At 31.2% G+C, this 19,754-nt stretch carries 21 protein-coding genes and 2 tRNA genes; 4 read left to right on the top strand and 19 right to left on the bottom strand.

What is annotated here, in order from left to right; genetic code table 11:
- Positions 1 to 142: 142 nt before the first annotated feature.
- On the bottom strand, positions 143 to 1,666 hold the full coding sequence (locus ABXT64_RS03600; RefSeq protein WP_443634019.1) for a GH3 auxin-responsive promoter family protein: 1,524 nt from the start codon (positions 1,664 to 1,666) through the stop codon (positions 143 to 145).
- A 44-nt stretch (positions 1,667 to 1,710) separates the two neighbouring features.
- Here ABXT64_RS03600 and ABXT64_RS03595 point away from each other — a divergent pair, with 44 nt between their 5' ends.
- Positions 1,711 to 2,505: a DUF2797 domain-containing protein gene (locus tag ABXT64_RS03595; protein ID WP_443634018.1), complete on the top strand. Its 795-nt coding sequence runs from the start codon at positions 1,711 to 1,713 to the stop codon at positions 2,503 to 2,505.
- On the opposite strand, the gene ABXT64_RS03590 is transcribed toward ABXT64_RS03595, so the two are convergent.
- Complete coding sequence (locus tag ABXT64_RS03590) at positions 2,502 to 3,197, bottom strand: queuosine precursor transporter (RefSeq protein ID WP_443634017.1); 696 nt, start codon at positions 3,195 to 3,197, stop codon at positions 2,502 to 2,504. The genes ABXT64_RS03595 and ABXT64_RS03590 overlap by 4 nt on opposite strands.
- A 172-nt stretch (positions 3,198 to 3,369) precedes the next feature.
- Between ABXT64_RS03590 and folK the strand changes: the two genes are divergently transcribed.
- Positions 3,370 to 4,560 carry a 2-amino-4-hydroxy-6-hydroxymethyldihydropteridine diphosphokinase gene (gene folK / locus ABXT64_RS03585; RefSeq protein ID WP_443634911.1) on the top strand — a complete coding sequence of 397 codons (1,191 nt, stop codon included), beginning with the start codon at positions 3,370 to 3,372 and terminating at the stop codon, positions 4,558 to 4,560.
- 6 nt (positions 4,561 to 4,566) lie between these two features.
- Positions 4,567 to 5,061: a DinB family protein gene (locus ABXT64_RS03580; RefSeq protein WP_443634016.1), complete on the top strand. Its 495-nt coding sequence runs from the start codon at positions 4,567 to 4,569 to the stop codon at positions 5,059 to 5,061.
- Here the strand turns inward: ABXT64_RS03580 and ABXT64_RS03575 are convergent.
- Positions 5,058 to 5,594 (bottom strand): RNA methyltransferase, encoded by a 537-nt coding sequence (locus ABXT64_RS03575; protein ID WP_443634015.1) that lies wholly within the window; start codon positions 5,592 to 5,594, stop codon positions 5,058 to 5,060. The genes ABXT64_RS03580 and ABXT64_RS03575 overlap by 4 nt on opposite strands.
- A 138-nt stretch (positions 5,595 to 5,732) precedes the next feature.
- On the opposite strand from ABXT64_RS03575, the gene mutS reads away from it, so the two are divergent.
- Entirely contained in the window at positions 5,733 to 8,348 is a 2,616-nt protein-coding gene (mutS, locus tag ABXT64_RS03570; RefSeq protein ID WP_443634014.1) for a DNA mismatch repair protein MutS, read from the top strand.
- Between the two features lie 91 nt (positions 8,349 to 8,439).
- Here mutS and ABXT64_RS03565 read toward each other — a convergent pair whose 3' ends face one another.
- The 16 genes from ABXT64_RS03565 to ABXT64_RS03490 all read right to left on the bottom strand — a co-directional run bounded on the left by ABXT64_RS03565 (position 8,440) and on the right by ABXT64_RS03490 (position 19,480).
- Positions 8,440 to 9,213, bottom strand: coding sequence for a hypothetical protein (locus ABXT64_RS03565; protein ID WP_443634013.1), 774 nt, complete (start codon positions 9,211 to 9,213; stop codon positions 8,440 to 8,442).
- Positions 9,214 to 9,933: 720 nt separating this feature from the next.
- Positions 9,934 to 10,431 (bottom strand): DUF1302 family protein, encoded by a 498-nt coding sequence (locus ABXT64_RS03560; protein ID WP_443634012.1) that lies wholly within the window; start codon positions 10,429 to 10,431, stop codon positions 9,934 to 9,936.
- Positions 10,432 to 10,689: 258 nt separating this feature from the next.
- A complete protein-coding gene (locus ABXT64_RS03555) occupies positions 10,690 to 10,941 on the bottom strand; it encodes a hypothetical protein (protein WP_443634011.1) in 252 nt (83 codons plus the stop codon).
- A 180-nt stretch (positions 10,942 to 11,121) separates the two neighbouring features.
- Positions 11,122 to 11,868: an SDR family NAD(P)-dependent oxidoreductase gene (locus ABXT64_RS03550; protein WP_443634010.1), complete on the bottom strand. Its 747-nt coding sequence runs from the start codon at positions 11,866 to 11,868 to the stop codon at positions 11,122 to 11,124.
- Positions 11,869 to 11,905: 37 nt separating this feature from the next.
- Complete coding sequence (locus tag ABXT64_RS03545) at positions 11,906 to 12,520, bottom strand: pyridoxamine 5'-phosphate oxidase family protein (RefSeq protein WP_443634009.1); 615 nt, start codon at positions 12,518 to 12,520, stop codon at positions 11,906 to 11,908.
- Between the two features lie 15 nt (positions 12,521 to 12,535).
- Complete coding sequence (locus ABXT64_RS03540; protein WP_443634008.1) at positions 12,536 to 13,960, bottom strand: serine hydrolase; 1,425 nt, start codon at positions 13,958 to 13,960, stop codon at positions 12,536 to 12,538.
- Between the two features lie 42 nt (positions 13,961 to 14,002).
- Entirely contained in the window at positions 14,003 to 14,578 is a 576-nt protein-coding gene (locus tag ABXT64_RS03535; RefSeq protein ID WP_443634007.1) for a carboxymuconolactone decarboxylase family protein, read from the bottom strand.
- A 275-nt stretch (positions 14,579 to 14,853) separates the two neighbouring features.
- Positions 14,854 to 15,279: a hypothetical protein gene (locus ABXT64_RS03530; protein WP_443634006.1), complete on the bottom strand. Its 426-nt coding sequence runs from the start codon at positions 15,277 to 15,279 to the stop codon at positions 14,854 to 14,856.
- 30 nt (positions 15,280 to 15,309) lie between these two features.
- Entirely contained in the window at positions 15,310 to 16,029 is a 720-nt protein-coding gene (locus ABXT64_RS03525) for a cysteine hydrolase (RefSeq protein ID WP_443634005.1), read from the bottom strand.
- 123 nt (positions 16,030 to 16,152) lie between these two features.
- A complete protein-coding gene (locus ABXT64_RS03520; RefSeq protein ID WP_443634004.1) occupies positions 16,153 to 17,166 on the bottom strand; it encodes an alpha/beta fold hydrolase in 1,014 nt (337 codons plus the stop codon).
- Positions 17,167 to 17,292: 126 nt separating this feature from the next.
- Positions 17,293 to 17,703, bottom strand: a complete 411-nt coding sequence (locus ABXT64_RS03515; RefSeq protein WP_443634003.1) for a nuclear transport factor 2 family protein — start codon at positions 17,701 to 17,703, stop codon at positions 17,293 to 17,295.
- Between the two features lie 87 nt (positions 17,704 to 17,790).
- On the bottom strand, positions 17,791 to 18,351 hold the full coding sequence (locus ABXT64_RS03510; protein ID WP_443634002.1) for a TetR/AcrR family transcriptional regulator: 561 nt from the start codon (positions 18,349 to 18,351) through the stop codon (positions 17,791 to 17,793).
- Positions 18,352 to 18,552: 201 nt separating this feature from the next.
- Positions 18,553 to 18,638: transfer RNA gene (locus ABXT64_RS03505), tRNA-Leu, on the bottom strand.
- Positions 18,639 to 18,665: 27 nt separating this feature from the next.
- Positions 18,666 to 18,738, bottom strand: a tRNA-Gly gene (locus ABXT64_RS03500).
- 150 nt (positions 18,739 to 18,888) lie between these two features.
- A complete protein-coding gene (locus ABXT64_RS03495) occupies positions 18,889 to 19,365 on the bottom strand; it encodes a hypothetical protein (RefSeq protein ID WP_443634001.1) in 477 nt (158 codons plus the stop codon).
- Entirely contained in the window at positions 19,358 to 19,480 is a 123-nt protein-coding gene (locus tag ABXT64_RS03490; protein ID WP_443634000.1) for a hypothetical protein, read from the bottom strand. The genes ABXT64_RS03495 and ABXT64_RS03490 overlap by 8 nt, the downstream gene beginning before the upstream one ends.
- Positions 19,481 to 19,754: the final 274 nt, after the last annotated feature.

The raw sequence follows: 19,754 nt of genomic DNA, 5'->3' as shown, positions 1-19,754 counted from the left end.
AATAAATAAGAAAGCCTCAAAGTTATTCAACTTCGAGGCTTTTTTGTTAGTATTTGAAGCATATGGGTTTTTGGTCTTGTTTCAATATTTAGATAAGCAAATAGAGTTAGGGAAAAGAACAATTAAACTCGCTGAAATACAATTAATTAATTTTTTTATTAAGATTTAATAGTTCATCTAGATACTCTCTAGTGTTTGAAAGCCTCGGTACTTTGTGTTGTCCGCCTAGTTTATTGTTTAATTTTAACCAATCATAAAATAAATGAGTCCTAGCTATATTTATTTTTGGGAAGTTTAATGTTATATTATTAAATCGTTTAGCTTCATAATCACTATTCGCTTCTTGTAAAAATTTATCAAGCAGAATAGAAAATGTATTTAAGTCATCCGGTTGATCTTTAAATTCAATAATCCATTCGTGAGCACCTTTTTCTTTTCCTTCCATAAAAATAGGCGCAACGGTATAATCTATTATTTCGCAGTTGGTCAGTTTGGTTGCTTTAACTAATGCTTTTTCAGCATTTTCAATAATTAACTCTTCTCCAAATACATTAATATGATGCTTCGTTCTTCCAGTTACTCTAATCCGATAAGGATTTGTTGAGGTAAACCGAATGGTGTCGCCAATTTTATACCTCCAAAGTCCTGCATTAGTAGTAATTACAATCGCGTAATTTTCTCCAAGTTCTACATCACTTAAGGGAATTATTTTTTCTTCGGATGAACGATATGAACTCATTGGAATAAATTCATAAAAAATCCCATAATCTAACATGAGTAAAAGATCCTTGCTGTTGTTTTTATCCTGAATAGCAAAAAACCCTTCTGAAGCATTATAAATTTCATAATACTTAAAACTTTCCTTAGGTAATAATTTTTTGTATTGTTCAAAGTAAGGGTCAAAGCTTACACCTCCATGAAAATACACTTCAAGATTTGGCCAGATTTCTAAGAGATTATTTTTTCCTGTAGATTCCAATACTTGATTTAACAACACTAATACCCAAGAAGGAACCCCTAAAAGACTGGTTACATTTTCATGAATGGTTTCATCAACAATAGCCTGCATTTTTGTTTCCCAATCTGGCATTAAAGAAATTTCACTACTTGGTGTGCTACTATATTCAGCCCAGAAAGGCATATTGTCTATCAAAATAGCTGAAAGGTCTCCGAAGACTGTTCCGTTTTCTTCATATAATTCTTTACTACCACCAAGCCTTAAACTTTTACCAACAAACAATTGAGAGTCTGGATTATTATTTAAATACAAGCACAATAAATCTTTACTAGCAGCATAATGACAATCTTCTAATGATTCATTACTAACAGGAATAAATTTACTTTTTGACGTAGTTGTACCACTGGATTTAGCAAACCATTTTATAGGTGTAGGCCAAAAAATATTATTTTCCCCTTTTCTTGAACGTTCTATTAAAGGTTCAATTTCTTCGTAGGTCGTTATAGGAATTCGTTCTGTAAACTCTTGATATGTTTTTATACTATCGAAATCATATTTTTTGCCAAGCTCAGTATTCTTAGCTATTTGTAATAAAGATTTTAATAATTCCTCTTGAACATCAATAGGATATTTTAAAAACAATTCAATTTGATGAATCCTCTTTTTAAGAAACCAAGATGCAATTGAGTTTACTATAGGTATTGGCATGTTTTGTTTTATCTTTATGGAATAAAAATAGTGATTTTCTTTATATGAATAGTGAAGGTGTATTAACAAAAATGCAAACTGAAATAGGAACTCCCATTCAATACTACTTAGTTTTTGAAAATGAATTCTTAAATATCAATCAGTTACTGAATAAAAAGGTTTCAATTAGCTTCATAGGCTACCAATGTCTTAATTGTAAATTAGAAAAGAAAATCTTTAGACAAGGTTTCTGTTATGATTGTTTTTATAAAATTCCACAAGCTGCCGATTGGATTATGCGGCCCGAATTAAGTACAGCACATTTAGATAAAGAAGATCGAGATTTAGACTATGAAAAAAAGGTACAGCTTCAACCTCACATTGTTTATTTAGCAAATAGTGGTAATGTAAAAGTTGGTGTAACAAGAAAAACACAAGTCCCAACACGATGGATTGATCAAGGAGCACATGAGGCATTAGAAGTTGTTGAGGTTCCTAATCGTTTCTTGGCAGGTATTACAGAAGTGGCTTTAAAAGAACATGTAAGTGATAAGACCAATTGGCGGACCATGCTCAAGAATGAGATTAAAAATGAAAGTTTAGTGGAGTGGAAAGAAAAATTAAAATCATTTATTCCTGAAGAAGCCATGGAATATTATATTGATTCAAACAAAGAAACTCATATAGAGTTTCCAGTGATTCAATATCCTTCTACACCCAAAAGTTTAAATATTGTAAAATCACAAGAGTATCAAGGAGTTTTAAAAGGAATAAAAGGGCAGTATTTAATTTTTGAAGACAATACCGTTTTTAATGTTCGCAGTAACGAAGGGATAAGGGTTCGTATTACGGTAAACTAAAAATCAATTTCTTCCCCTATTTTTAAGTTGAATCTTTTTCTGAAAAAATACACCGCAGCATATAAAAATGGAGTATCTAATGCTGCGATTAATACTTTAAAAAGGAACCCACTTACTAATAAAGCTGCAAATAAATCCCAATCAATTTTTCCAAAACTACAGAGTAGAAATAGTACGGTAAAAGTATCTACAAATTGAGAGAAAAAAGTTGAAAAATTATTTCGTAACCACAAATGTTTTCCTTTGGTTAGTCGCTTCCAAAAATGAAAAATCCGTATGTCTATATACTGTGCTAATAAATATGCCATCATTGAAGCTAAAACTGCAATAGCGGTAGCTCCAAAAACTTGGTCAAACAAATTGTTGTTTATTGGACTCCAATCAGTAGCAGGTACAGCACCTGCAACATAAACGATTAGCATCGAAAAAAAAGAAGCAAATATTCCAGCGGTTACTACTTGATTGGCTTTCCGTTTTCCATATATTTCACTTATAATATCTGTAATTAAAAAAGTGATAGGGTAAGGAAGAATACCAACTGAAATTTCGAAGGTGTAAATTCCGAAGAAATCCCAATAAAAGAATTTCTGAAATATTAAATTAGAGACCACTAAAGAAGCTATAAATAGAGCTCCCAGAATTAAATAAATTCGTTGCGCAGTAAGTTTATCTTTTAGAGTGGATTTTGACACAGTATTTTTGATTTTTTAAAGATAATACCAAATAGACTTCAAGATAATCGATTAAATTCGTTTCTATTTCCTTTATATTTCAATATAAAATACAACTATAGCTAAGGCTATGCTTATATTTTTTCTTTTACCTAAAGAACATATAATTCAAATTTATTATCAATCATTTTAAATTTCATTTGGCATAAAACTAATAGTTTTACTTATTTTCGTTCTTCCAGTAAAATACACTTTTATCAAAACACCTCATAAAATATATCTTTCCTTAGGAAGCAATTTAGGAAATAAATTTGAGAATATCCAGACAGCCGTTAATGAGATATTTAATCAGATAGGTTCGATTGCTAAAATTTCACCTGTATATAAAACACCAGCATTAGGCTTTGAAGGAGATGAATTTTTAAATTGTGTGTTACTTGTCGAATGTCATATTTCAGCAAAGAAATCGCTCAAAAAACTTCTTGCTATTGAAAAAAAAATGGGAAGAAAACGATTAGAATCTTCAACGTTTACTTCAAGACTAATTGATATAGATATATTGTTTTTTGATAATGAATGTATAGACTCAAAAACATTAAAGGTTCCACATCCTGAAATTCAGAATAGAAAATTTGTATTGCAACCTTTGGTTGATATTCATTCAGATTTTGTTCATCCTAAAATGAAATTGAAGGTTTCTGAATTACTTTCGAATACAAAAGATGAAAGTGTGTTAGAGAAGCAATCGAAATGGCTAAGAAATCCAATTAAAGATTTTGACATTTCAAAGTTTAGGTATTTAGCAATTGAAGGAAATATAGGAGCAGGAAAAACTAGTTTAGCTACTAAAATGGCATCCGATTTGAATGCAAAATTAATTTTAGAACGTTTTAAAGAGAATCCGTTTTTACCTAAATTTTATGAAGACGCATCTCGATTTGCATTTCCACTTGAAATGTCTTTCTTGGCAGATCGTTACCAACAATTATTAGAAGATATTAAGCAACACGACTTGTTTAATGATATAGTAATTGCAGATTATGATGCATATAAATCATTGATTTTTGCAAAAATTACCCTGCAGGATGAAGAGTTTTCATTGTATAAAAAACTATTTCATTTAATGCATAAAGAGCTTCCAAAACCCGATGTGTATGTTTATTTATATCAGAATACAGAGCGTTTATTAGCAAATATTAAAAAACGAGGGCGTGTTTTTGAACAAGGAATTAATAGTTCTTACTTACAAAAAATTAATGAAGGATATTTAGAGTTTATAAAAAATCAACATGACGATTCCATAAAAATCATTGACATATCTAATAAAGACTTTATTGAAAATCGTGAAGATTATCTTGAACTACTAAAAGAGATTTTAAATTAAATAAAGATGAAAATGTATAGAGATAATGGTGCATTTGGAGCCCTTATAGACGAATATGAAAAGACTGTAATTGAACTTCAACAATTAATTGTTGAGGTTACTTCTGAAGAATTACTAGCATTAGCAGATGCATCAACCAAAGATCCAGATTGTAAATCTATTCAAACGGTATTAACTCATGTAGTGAGAGCGGGGTATGGGTATGTTGTGGAAATACGAAGAAGTATTGGAGAGGGTATAGAATTTAAAGAAGGTGTATTATTAAACTCTATTGAAGAGTATCATCTGGCTTTAAATGAGATGTTTCAATACAATGCTCAATTACTTGAAGATTATTCAAGCCTACAACTTGAAGAATATAAGAATGAAAGAAAAATAGCAGTACGTTGGGGTCAAAAATATGATGTCGAGCAATTATTAGAACATGCTATTGTTCATGTGTTAAGGCATAGAAGACAAATCGAAAAGTTTTTAATATTTCTTAGAAGCAAAGCGTATTAGTTCTGATTCATTTTCACAAATAAATCCCAGATGACCACACCTGCACTTACTGAAATATTTAAGGAATGTTTGGTCCCAAATTGTGGAATTTCAATCACTTCATCGCTTTTAGAAACTACTTCTTGAGAAACGCCTTTTACTTCATTTCCAAAAATAATCGCATAAGTTTCATTTGTTGAAGGGGTAAATTTATTTAATGAAATAGATTGTTCAGCTTGTTCGATGGAAAGAATTTTCACCTGTTCTTCTTTTAGTTTATTTACAAGATCTATGGTGTTTTCAACATATTCCCAAGAAACACTGTCGGTGGCGCCCAGCGCTGTTTTATTAATATCTCTATGAGGAGGTGTAGCTGTAATTCCGCAGAGATAAATTTTTTGAATTAAAAATGAATCGGCTGTTCTAAATACGGAACCGATATTATTTAAACTTCTAATATTGTCCAACACAATGATTAGAGGCGTCTTATTCGCTTCTTTAAATTCAGGAATTGAAATTCTATTCAGCTCGTTATTTTTTAATTTTCTTTTCAAAACGATATATTTCTTATAGAAATACAAAGATAGTTGATGTATTTTTTTAAATGTGAAAAACTTTCTAAAACTTCATAGATATGCGCTTTAAAAAACAGTCTATTATATTTAAATTAGCTATTCATTTTTATTGAAAATATGACTAAAAAAGTTACCCCTTTAATGAAACAATATAATGCCATCAAGGTTAAATATCCTGATGCATTATTATTATTTAGAGTGGGTGATTTTTATGAAACCTTTGGGGAAGATGCCATTCGAGCAGCTAAAATTTTAAACATCACCTTAACTGCTCGTAACAATGGAGGCGATAAAATTGAGTTAGCAGGATTTCCTCATCATTCTGTGAATACCTATTTACCAAAATTAGTAATGGCAGGGTGTAGAGTTGCAATCTGTGATCAACTTGAAGATCCAAAACAAACAAAAAATATAGTAAAAAGAGGAGTTACAGAATTAATAACTCCAGGAGTAGCACTAAACGATGATATTCTTCAATCGAAGTCTAATAATTTTTTAGCTGCAATTCACTTCGGAAAAAAACAAATAGGAGTTTCATTTTTAGACATTTCAACAGGGGAGTTTTTAACTTCACAAGGAAATTCAGAATATATAGATAAGTTACTTCAAAACTTTAACCCTTCAGAAGTATTATTTTCTAAACAGAAAAGAGCACTTTTTTCAGAAAATTTTGGAGATCGTTTTCAAGTATTTCATCTAGAAGATTGGGTGTTTCAGAAAGATTATTCCATTGAAACTTTAAACAATCAATTTAATACCACATCACTTAAAGGTTTTGGAATTGAACATCTAGAAGAAGGAATTATTGCTGCAGGTGCATCGTTACATTATTTAAGTGAAACACGACATAGTAAATTACAGCATATTGCAAAGATCTCTCGCATTGCTGAAGATGAATATGTTTGGATGGACCGATTTACCATGGGTAATCTGGAATTATACCATAGTAATTCTCAAAATGCAGTGACTTTATTAGATGTTATTGACGAAACAATTTCACCTATGGGTGGAAGATTGTTGAAACGATGGGTTGCATTACCATTAAAGAATAAAGATAAAATTATTAGTCGTCATGAAGTAGTGAGTTATTTCTTGAAAAATGAAACTCTTTTAGATAAAGTTAAAGCACAAATTAAAAAAATTGGCGATTTAGAACGACTCATCTCAAAGGTTGCTACTGGTAAAGTAAGTCCGAGAGAAGTAATTCATCTTAAAAATTCTCTAGAGGCTATTATTCCTATTAAAGCGCAAGCTATTGCTTCAAAAAATGAATCTGTAAAAATTATTGGAGAACAACTTCAAGCGTGTGAGATATTAAGAGAAAAAATTAAAGAAACTTTAAATGAAGAAGCCCCAGTTAGTGTTTTAAAAGGAAATGCAATAGCGGAAGGTTTTTCTGAAACCTTAGATGAACTTAGAGCTATTTCTTCCGGAGGAAAGGAATATTTAGATACCATGTTGGCGAGAGAAATTGAACGAACAGGGATCACATCTTTAAAAATTGCATCGAATAATGTATTTGGATATTATATAGAAGTTAGAAATTTACATAAGGATAAAGTTCCTGAGGATTGGATTCGAAAGCAAACCCTAGTAAATGCTGAGCGATATATTACAGAAGAATTAAAAGAATACGAGGCTAAAATATTTGGAGCTGAAGAAAAGATTGCTGCACTTGAGCAGGAACTATTTTCGAAATTAATTGATTGGATGCTTCAATTTATTGGAGTCGTACAGCAAAACGGAAGTTTAATAGCACAATTAGATTGTTTGTGTTCCTTTGCTACTCTTGCAAAGTCTTCCAATTATTCACGCCCCTTACTAGATGATTCTTTCGATTTAGATATTAAAGAAGGAAGGCATCCCGTGATTGAAAAGCAATTACCGCCCGATCAACCGTTTATTCCAAACGATGTATTTCTGGACAGAGAGATGCAACAAATTATTATGATTACGGGCCCAAATATGAGTGGTAAATCAGCCATTTTACGACAGACAGCCTTGATTGTTTTGTTAGCACAAATCGGAAGTTTTGTGCCTGCAAAAGAAGCTCGTTTAGGAGTGGTAGATAAAATATTTACTAGGGTAGGAGCCAGTGATAACATTTCGATGGGTGAGTCTACTTTTATGGTCGAAATGAATGAAGCAGCGAGTATATTAAATAATATATCAGATCGAAGTTTAGTCTTATTAGATGAAATAGGAAGAGGCACCAGCACCTATGATGGAATTTCAATTGCATGGGCAATTAGTGAATATTTACATGAACATCCATCGCAGGCTAAAACATTATTTGCTACGCATTACCACGAATTAAATGAAATGACCGAAACGTTTGATCGTATTAAAAACTACAATGTTTCGGTAAAAGAATTAAAAGATAATGTACTTTTTCTTCGGAAATTAGTGCCAGGTGGCTCTGCCCATAGCTTTGGAATCCATGTAGCAAAAATGGCTGGGATGCCTAAGCAAGTTATACAACGAGCAGAGAAAATATTAAAGCGCCTTGAAAAATCCCATTCTTCTGAAGAGCTTACCGATAAGATGAAAGCCTTGTCAGAAGAGGAAATGCAGCTCAGCTTTTTTAAACTAGACGACCCTTTATTAGAAAACTTAAGAGAAGAAATATTAGAAATCGATATTGATACTCTAACTCCTGTGGAAGCATTAATGAAGCTGAATGAAATTAAACGAATGTTGGTAAAGAAGACTTCTGTTAAGTTTAAGAAGTAAATTATTGTTTATAACTTAAATAATAATAAGATAAAAAAAGGCGCGATTTATTAAAATCGCGCCTAAAATCAATTAATATATTTTTATTATATTAATTTGTTCTAAAAGGTAAATATGGACTTTTTATCCATTTAACTAAACTGCTTATAATTTCATAGAAGAAATAATATATTGCTAAAGAAACATATAATTTCGCTAGAATTGCTAATACTCCTATATATTCCCATAATACAGAATACAAACCACTAACACTCCAATGATCTCCAGCAGACATAGTGGGATCCCAACCAGACCAATCAGCAAAAATTCCACCAATAAATTGAAGATTTAAAAGATCTGTTAATTCAGTTACAGCCGCCATTGGAAGCGCATATGCGTAATCAATATTAGCAATCCAATCTGTCATGAAGCCTCCGGAAACGTTAAGCGAAGTAGCCCAAGTTATTGTCATGCAAAGCGCACCGAATAAAGCAACTAATGCCGCAACATGGCCTAACAATTTAATATTGGCAACTGCCAGGTCTCTAAATACAAAATCTACTATTCCGCTTTTAGATTCAGCTAAACTATCCCCTGTGGATCTTACGACCTGTGCAATAGGGAACGCTGCATAAGCCCAGATAAGTATTGCAAGGACATTGCCTACAATACCAATTCCTTCACCTATACCACCACTCCAAATAGGAGATAGTACATATAACAATGAGGTGATTAAAATAACAAGAGCAGAAACGGTGTAGAAAGTTCCTACCCATTTTGCGACATTTTGTTCTGAGTCTTCAACCATTGCATTAAAACTATTCATTGGAAGTTTGCTGTTGATTGTCTTTGGAAGATCCAAGAACTGTGTGAAAATTTTTTCCATAATGTTAAATGAATTAATTAATAAAGTTATTGTATACGCAATTTACTGTATCTATTTTAATAAAAATAATGAGGATAATATGAAATATTAACGTAATCATTATATAAAGTGTAATTTATAGGGAATAATCATTTATTTACGACGAACTGTATTATTTTTCCGATGAACGAGCAGCAAAACTATTTTACAAACTAGTATTGTGTGTTGAAAACTTTCTTATAAAATTAATATTATATTATAATTGTACAGTAAATATTCTTAAAAAAAGATATTTAAACCTATTATTATGATACCTGAAGACATAAAAATCGTTCTTGAAAATTTGATAGTCCCCTAAATATTCCCCAGAACAATGTCTGCTAAAAAAGTAGTGCGTTATTTAAATAGGAAGGAATATCATTGAGTAAAATTGTACGCTCCATTATTAGAAAATTTAAGAGAAGAAATATTAGAAATCGACATTGATACGTTAACTCCTTTAGAAGCCTTAATGAAGTTAAGCGAATGTTGGTTAAAAAGACTTCAGTTAAATCTAAGAAATAGATTTTAGATCCCCCAACGCATTCCTGCGGAAATTCTACTTCTGTCTTTAAATTGACCAAATAGGTGATTTTCGTTGCCATAAAAAATAGCACTACTAAAGAATAGTTGTGAGCTCGAGTTTAACCAATAACTCAATTGTGGCATTACATAACCATCACCATGATTTGCATTATGGACTCAGAGGACCTCGGCACTAAGATTATCGTTCATCATTTCTCTGGAAATTTTTAAAGATGTATTGGTTTCAAATTTATCTCGATTGTAAGGAGAAATATCATCGGTTATGATATCTGTAAATAATTGCGCACTAATAATGTTTTCGCCTTTTATATAATCCATTCCAATGGCAGATTTAAATACATTACTAGTTTCGATCCCAAGATTGGCAGTTGAATTTGTAGACGAAAAATTTTGATCAATTATATATGCAACTTCACCTCTAACCGTAGAAGACCCAAACACTTTGTTAAACGTGCCCCCAATCAAATGTTGTCGTTGAAATTTTGGGTTTATTTCCAAAAAGGGATTGTTGGTTTCTGAAACATCTAGTTCACTGTAAAAGACTGGTAAATCGTCAAAGTAATAAAAATAGTTTAAGGATAAATCCCAACCTTTTGTGAACGTATTTAATTTAAGACCAATATCTGAATCTGCTATAAAACGATTTGGCTTCAAAGTTTTATTGAACACTACTGAAACACCTTCAGGAGAAGATTGAAATAAACTTTTGGTAAAAAAAGGCGCATCAAAATCTTGTGTAATGTGATATGTATTGTCAGGAATCCAAACAATTTGTACCCCAATATTCTTTATGTCGAATTCTGCTTTTATTGACCAAAGCGGAATCCGACTATCTTCAAAATCATCTAAAATAAACTCTCTGAAGTTTTGAGGGTTAACAACATCTAATAGTTTTAAACCGTCGGTTTCTCCCTAAACGATCTGTTGTTTACCAATAGTTAATCGTAATTTGTTTTTAATGCTAGTATAGAAATAAAACTCTCTTAATTCTAAATTTGTTCTATCTCCAATAAAAAGACGTTTACTCATATTAGAAACATTATGTTCTTTAGGAACTCTTGCCTCTAAGTTGTCATTTAATTCAGTATAAAGTTGTCCTTTTAAAACGAATTTTGACTTTTTATTAATTGCGTATAATCTAAAAAGCTGTTCCAGTCTCCCCATGCTGACACTTCTATGTTCCAAAACCCGAATCTATCTGCAATTGCAGATAAAAATCCAATAGAAATTGCACTTCTCAAAAATAATTTAATTGCATTTTTCATTTTTACTATGTTTTAAATCGATTCTAAACTATTACATTTTTTGTGCTAAGTTTTCCGGGTATTAATTACTTCCGTAAATTTAATTTCTTCCTGCAATCACACCACCGTCTGTATCCCAAATGGCTCCCGTAACCCAAGATGCTTTGTCTGATAGCAGAAATACGATACTATTAGCAATATCTTCGGCTGTTCCATTTCTACCAATAGGATGGAAGTTGTGAAATCCTTCTAGTGCTTTATCGGCTTCTTCTTTGCCGCCAAAAACAGTATGATATACAGGGGTGTTTACAACGGCTGGAGAAACTGCATTCACTCTAATCTTGAAGTCCGCCAATTCCATAGCTAAATGTTGTGTTAAGGAATGTAATCCTGCCTTCTGCATAGAATAAGCTGATGATGGAGTTGCTTTAACGGCTTGTTTTGCCCACATAGATCCAACATTAACAATAGAACCACCACCCATTGCTTTCATTTTTTTTGCGACTGCTTGTGTGATGAAAAAGAACCCTTTATTTAAATCTAAATAAGCATTATAATCTTCAGAGGTATGCTCTAAAAACGGCTTTGGTAAAAAGATGCCTGAAGCGTTAACGAGATAATCTAAATCGTCGAATTTTTCGATAGTGTTAATCAGCTCTTGTACGTCGTTATTTTTTGTAATGTCTATTTTATGTTTTATTAAGTTTGGAGCGTCTTCAACTTTATCAATATTTCTACCGACAATATGCACTATTGCATCTTGATCTAATAAGGCTTTAGCTGTTACATAGCCTATACCACTAGTACCACCAATTATTATGGCTATCTTGTTTTTAAATTCTTTCATAACTTTTAATTATTTTTTAGTTCTAAAATTTGTCTAATCATTTGATTTGTTCTTTCAATTCTTTTATTTCTGCCTCAAGTCTTACGATATAATCTTTTTGAGGTGTAAAAGCAGCATTTATTTCTTCAACAGTATATCGTGGTGTAATGTGTTGTGGACAATTCCAGTCATAGGCTTCGATATGAAACACCATCATACGTTCTGGGCGAAACTTGTAGTTGTCTAGATTTAATGTTTTAAATAATTCAGAATTATCATCAAGCTCAACAGTCTCCGCTTTTGCAAATATTTTTAACCGTGATCTAGAAGGGTAATCAATCATAATAAGAGACACATTATTATTGGTTGCCATATTACCCACAGAAACGTATTGTCTATTTCCTATAAAATCAATAAAACCAAGGCGTTTTGAATCCAATACCTTTAAAAACCCTTTTGGACCTCCTCGATGCTGTATATATGGGAATTCTTTTGCACCTATTGAAGCCAAATAAAAACTGTCCCGGTTTTCAATGAATGTGATCTCATTATCAGTCAATCCATCAATCATACTAAATTTTTCCATGCGCTCATAGCTTTTACGACTACCGTACTTCCCCTGTAATTTTTTAACCGCATCTGTAAATGCTATTTCTGCAAAATTTTTAGCCATGGTGTTTATTCTCTTTTAATTTTTCAAACTCTCTTTAAGCCTTTCTATTTGTTTTTTTGCATTTGTATTATTCGGATTGAGTCTTAGCGAAATTTTATAATTTTTTAGGGATTCAGGAGTCATTCCAAACAATCCATAGGCTTCCGCTAGACTGTCAAGTGCGTTACTACTTTTAGGGAAAAGATGTGCATTCAGTGTAAAGATTTCAATTGCGTCTTCGATCTGATTTTTCTCAACTAATTTATAGCCTACTCGATTTAATTCAGTTTCATTTGAAAAATTATACGTGTCTGGATAGTTCTTTTTTAAGGTTTTATAGAATTGTATCCCTTCATTTACATCATCATAGCATTTTTGTCTTATCGTAAGATAAACAGACTTTTGAGGTATTAAAAAGGAATTTCCTTTCGAAATATTTTCAATGGATTCAGCAATTTCCCGTAGTTTAAAATTTTTATTGTTAGTCATTAAAACGATTACCAAATCTTCTTTTGCATTATAATGGATAAAAGATTCGTAGTTGAAAGATGACCCTTGATGTTGATGAATAAGTAACCTATTGTTTTTAAATTTTCCGCCTCCTAATGCTGCTTCGCTACTTTCAGAGAACGAATTGAATAATTGATTTAAAGATTCTTCAGAAATTAACTTTCCAGAATGTAAACTTACAATCCAATTGTACATATCATTTACAGTAGGATGAACCCAACCTGTGATTTCAATATCCATTGGCTTATCATTAATGAAATCATTATTAAATGGTGTTGCCAATTGAGGGTTATCACTTCTTGGGTCAATAAGAGCATCTTTCATATTACTTGGACTAAGAATGTTTGACTCTACAAAATCAATGAAACTCATTCCTGATACTTTTTCAATAACCTTTCTTTGAAGAATAATATTATTAATACTATAAGTATAACCAGAACCAGGTTTAAATTTCAACTGTTTAATCTTACTTAAATCAACAAAAATGTCTTTCTCATTTTTAACACTCCTCCAATTCACTCTTGGCAATCCACTAGTATACTGAAGAAGATGATTAATACTTATAGTATTTGACCATTCTGGAAGATGCATTTCAAATTTCGAGATTTTATCATCTAGATTAAGTAATCCTTTTTCTTTTAGCATCATTATAGCGACAGCGTTGAATTCTTTTCCTATAGATCCAAGGTTAAATATTGAGTTTGGATTAAGCTCTTTTGATTTTGAGCCATCTGAATATCCAAACTCATTTTGATATATTATTTTATTGTTCTTTGCTACGAGGATATTTCCATTAAAAACACCACGTTCATAGGATACCTTCATCAAAGAATCTATCAGAGTTTGATTATTGGTAATTCTTGATACATCAGTTATATTTCGATAGCTAACGTTTTTACAACTATTTAAAATGATAACCGATAATAGAAATAATAAAAATTTTAATTTCATGATCCTTGTAATTAATTAAGTTTTTTTATCTTTTCCTTTTTATTAATTTGGCTTTGTCCAAACTCTACTAGAAAAAGCATCATCAACAGGTGTTTTATACACATGATTAAAATAATTACTCATGGTTTTAACACCTATGCCAGAAATTACTCCTAAAATGTTTTCTTCAGTATAACCAGCACTTAGAAAATTATTAATATCATCTTCAGAAGGAAGTCCTCTTTTTACTGTCATCTGTCTTGAAAATAGGCTCAATGCTTTCAGCTTTTCATTCGGGATTTCTGAATTACTTCTAATAGCATTTGTTACTTCAACAGGTACTTTACTCCAATTGTCTGCAACAAAGCTATGCGCAGCCATACAATAATCACAGTCATTTTCATAAGCCACAGAAAGGAAGATAACTTCTTGCTCTCTAGATGAAAATCCTGAATTTGCCCTAAATGAATTGTATGCATAAAAATAACCCTCTAATAAAGCTGTGTTATTTGCCATACCTGTATACATATTGGGAATCATTCCCATTTCTTTTTGCGCTGTTCTTAGAATTTTACTAGATATTGAATCTGAGTTTTCAATTGTTTTTGGTTCTAAAGTCTTTGTCTTAATAGTATTCATCGTTTTTTTTGATTTATTTGTGTTTTATTGGTTTATGAGTTTCCCGTTTTAATCTCACCTAACAGGATACCTTTTTTATTTCGTCCATAGTTCTTGGCAGCAAATAACATTTGGTACTTATTATCTCTTCTAATTTTCACAACCGCATTTGAATTTTTATTTCTTATTTCGATGTAAAAACCATTTCGTAAGGTTTTGGCTTTTTTGCTGGACGTCCCATTCTTATTAAAATTTAGGAGTATTAGAAATATTTAGCCTCCTAATACTCCATGTTTTTATTTACTTATCAATGCTTTAATATCGTATTGAATTAAGAAGATCAGAGGGATTGCATAAGCTAAATGACGTAAAAATGTTATTAATGGCATCATAGGTGAGGCTTCAAGTCCTGCGACACCTGCTCCAAGAAGAGGTAACATAAATAACCATACTAAAGCTATCATTTCGCCTGTTACAAAAATGATTGGTCTTAACCATTTTGGTCCCCAAAGTGAAGGTGCTATTCCAGCAAATAATATTGCTAGTAATATACCATTACTGTAATGTCCAATGACTCCATACGCTAAACCTAATCCTGTTTTCGCTCCTAAAGTACCTGGAATATCCCACCAGGTTCCTGTTAATAATAATCCTGCAAGATCAAATAGGATAGTTCCTAATATACCTGCTAATATTGCTGTTTTCCAATTTATTGTTTTCATATTTTCTATTTTTATTAATGATCTGTTGTATTACTTATTTAATTTATCCGTAAGTTCTTTTGTGCTATACACATGACTAGCTATAAAGCGAAAGTTTGTTTGTGCAGCGGCATTGCCATCATATCCAGGGATAATTGCTGATGCTGTTGCATCTCCTACTATTGCTACTTCAAAGCCGTCTTCAATAAGTTCTCTCATGTGTGATTCTACACATAAGTTGCCAGACATTCCAGCTAAAATAACTTTGTCAATTTTTTGTTTTCTTAATTGTAGACTCAAATCGTTTTGTTCTGGGCCATATACTTTATGAGGTCCAACAACAGTGACAAAATCTTTGTCTATATACTTTTTATAGCGTTCTAAGAAATCGGCACCAGAACCTTCAAATCCTTCTATATTTAATTGGTCACCCCGATCAAACATATTAATGTTGTGCATTAGTTTTTCTAAAGCTCCTTCAAATTGCCAATTGTGATCATGTTTGTAGTAATAGTGAGGAGAGATAAAAACTTTAATGCCTTTATCTTCAGCTATTTTAAAAAGTGTTTCTAAGTTTTCTACTGTGTTGTTTGCTACTACACTTTCTCCAACTACGCCCCAAGTAACTCCTTGTGGACTTAAAAAATCGTTTTGTGGATCTGTAATTACTATAGCTGTTACACCATCGATCTCAAATTCGGTGTCTGGTAGTTGTGCCAAAGCGTTTACTCCAATGATTAGTAATACGAATACTGCTATTAATTTTTTCATAATTTCTATGTTTTTAATTTATTTTCTATTGAGATGTGTTTAAAATCAGTTCGAGAAGGGTTACCCTTTTTATTGATCATGAAAAAAATAAACTCGAACCGATTACTATTAACTAACACTTAATTATTTAATATTGTTTTTCTTAAGGAAATTTAGAATGTAGTTAGCTATTTCATCACCTTTCTCTTCCAATGCAAAATGCCCTGTATCTAGTAAGTGAAACTCTAGATTCTTTAAATCTCTTTTGTAAGGAAAAGCACCATCTGCTGGGAAAATGTAATCATTCTTACCCCATACGATTAGTGTTGGTGGTTGATGGTCTCTAAAGTATTGTTGCCATTCTGAATATAAAGGCACGTTGGTTCTGTAGCTATAAAACATAGCTAATTGAATTTTATCATTTTCTGGTCTAGTTAAATGTTGAAGATCAATATTCCAGTTATCTGGACTAATTTTAGTTGAATCCTGAACCCCATGTGTGTATTGCCACTTCAAACCACCTGGAGAATGAAAGCCTTCAAGAGCTTTTCCATTTTCTACAGTGTAATCGTTCCAATATTTTTTAATAGGAATCCAGAAGTCTTTTAGACCTTCATCATACGCATTTCCATTTTGAATGATGAGTGATTCAATTCTTTCAGGATATTTAGCTGCGATTCTAAAACCAATAGGAGCTCCATAATCCATTAAGTAGATACTGTATTTTTCAACTTTTAATTCTTTTAGGAAGCCTTCAACAATATTTGCCATATTATCAAAAGTATAGTCAAAGTCTTTCATTAAGGGTTGATCACTTCTTCCAAATCCTGGATAATCAGGAGCTAGCACATGATAACGAACAGACAAGTCTGTTATTAAATTACGAAACATATGTGAAGAAGTAGGGTAGCCATGTAACAAAAGTATAGTAGGCTTATTTATGTCACCTGCTTCTCGGTAAAATATATTTACTCCGTTTACATTAACGTTTTTGTAAAGTGTAGAATTTTCATTTTTTTCTACTGTTTCATTGTATTTATTTTTTTCTATTGTTTCAATGTAATCATTGTTTTTAGGATTTTCAAAAGATAAGGTTCCGAAGGCTAGTATTGATAAAAGAGTTAAGCCTATTACTGATTTTAAATTATTTGTTTTCATTTTTATTAGTTTTAAATATTAATTCATTTTGTTTAATTGATACTGAATATTTCTATCTGTATCTTCTTTTGTTATTCCAAATGGAAAGTCTTGTTTGATTTGTTTTCATTTCTTTCATTTTTATAGTTAATTAAATTTTCGTTGTGTTTCTTCAATTTCAACATCATTAGCACTCATGTCTCTTATTCGCATTAAACCTTCCTCATCAAACTCCCAATGTTCATTGCCATGTGTGCGCTTCCATTGACTTGTTGTTGCATCTTTCCATTCATATTCAAAGCGAACAGAAATTCTATTATCTGTATAAGACCATAAATATTTTTTTAGCTTATAGTGTTGTTCTTTATTCCACTTATGTTTAAAAAAAGCGACAATTGCTTTTCTCCCTCTGAAGAATTGATCTCTATTTCTCCATTCTGAATCAATTGTATATGCCAGAGATATTTTTTCTGGATTTTTACTATTCCAGGCATCTTCTGCAAGTTGAACTTTTAGTGTTGCTGTTTCCTTTGTAAAAGGTGGGACTAATTTTTCCATTATTTTTATTTTATACAGACAAGTCTGTTTTATTTGTGTCAATTTTTTTAATGTTTGTTTTCATATTAAAAGAACTTTAAAGTTCTTTTAATTTAAAATCTTTTTGCATGCTTTTTTTGCAACTTTAATAGGCCATTCATTTTTTTGAATTTGCGATAATATAATTGATCCTTCGATAAGGATTAATACTTCGTCGCCTAGTTCCTTTGCTTCTATATTTGTGTACTGATCTTCTTCTATTAGTAAGTTATGGATCCATTTCCTTACATCATTTTTATGAAGCACTGCTTGATCCATTATTTTAGTATGATCATTAGGCAAATCTGTAATGATATTTTGCCATCCACAGCCTCTAAAGTTAACTTCATTTAACCATTTTGTTAAATAATCAAAGCATCCAATGACTTTACCTTTGGATGTATTTTGACTTGAAACACATTCATTTAATTTACCCATCCACATTGCATGTCTTGCAATTAAATAAGCCACTGCAATATCTTCCTTCGATCTAAAATGTTGATACATACTTGCTTTTGCAACATTAGCTTCAGCTATTATTTGGTTAATCCCAGTTTGATTATAACCATTAAAATAGAAAAGCCTGGAAGCTGTTTCAATAATTCTTTCTTTTACTCCTACTTTTTTCATAATGCAAATATAGAATCATTTTTAATAAAACAGACAGGTCTGTATATAATTAACATATATTTAACAATTAGCAAATTTAAATAGTATAGTTATATGTATGGTAGGATTTGTAATTAATAAGTTTTCTTAAGAAATTGAGTTTAGATAATAGAAGCCTATATTAATAAAAAAGCCTAATCATTTGATTAGGCTTTTTCTCTGTACTGAAGACGGGACTTGAACCCGTACGAACATTACTGCTCACTGGATTTTAAGTCCAGCGTGTCTACCAATTCCACCACTTCAGCATTTTTATAAAATAAAAACTATTGATGAGCGAAAAACGAGATTCGAACTCGCGACCTCCACCTTGGCAAGGTGGCGCTCTACCAGCTGAGCTATTTTCGCGGTTGTTTTAGAACATCGCTTCGATAGCAAAGCGGTGGCAAATTTATAACTTTTAAAACAACTGCAAAGTATTTTTAAATAAAAAATTCAAGTTTTTTTCATTTTTTTAGTAAACGATTAATAGTTAAGAAAATAGGGGAGGAAATTTGATTAAAGTTCGTCACTTAAAATTTTACTAATCTCATCATCTACATCTTCTTTTAGATCAGTATTAAGAATAGGTCTCTTGCTTATTCTATAAGAGATATATACCAAGAAGAATATAATAGGTGTAATAAAAGGCAATGAATATAAGAAGTCATATTCATCAATGTATTGTAATTGGAAGTTGATTATTCCTGATAATTGAAATAAAAACATAGTAAAAGGCACTAATATTGAATACTTCCACCAATTAGTAGCAGTAATAAACCAAATGCCTGTTAATAATACAAATGATATTTTTGTAAATAATGCATGTAAAAAAGATTGTACACTACCAAAACCACCAGAGGTGAATATTCCAAAAATGGTATCCCATTCCTTGGAATCTACTGGAGCCAATTTATAAATATAAAAAAGAAAAGGTGTTGCAGTCAATACTAAAGAAAGTAACACCCCATTTATAAAACGCTTCTTCCTATCCATTTGGCGGAACTTCGTACTTGTCCTTATCGATTTGTTGTTGGTCACTATTTAAAGATTCTGGGGTGCAACTAGCTACGAAAGCTATTACAGCTAAAATAAACATAAGTTTTTTCATTTTAATTATTTTTTGTGGTTAAAAAAACAAAGATAATTAAATGTAAGAAAAATCTTACAAAATAAGGATTTATTTTCTATGTATGTGCTTATATTTTTTGAAATGAGAACTTTAACAAGTGAAAATTTAGTACAGCGGTATTATTAGTGCTTAGTTGAAGACATTATCTTTAAGGTTGGTATTATAGCAGGAGAAATTTAGTTATTAACAAAATTCTTAAGAAAAATTTTAACATTTGTAAGCAATGAAATGTATTTTTAAGCAGAAAATGAAA

Source organism: Candidatus Marifrigoribacter sp. Uisw_064, from assembly GCF_047730175.1.
In the GTDB taxonomy this organism is placed as follows: domain Bacteria; phylum Bacteroidota; class Bacteroidia; order Flavobacteriales; family Flavobacteriaceae; genus Marifrigoribacter.
This window is presented reverse-complemented; position numbering and strand designations above follow the sequence as displayed.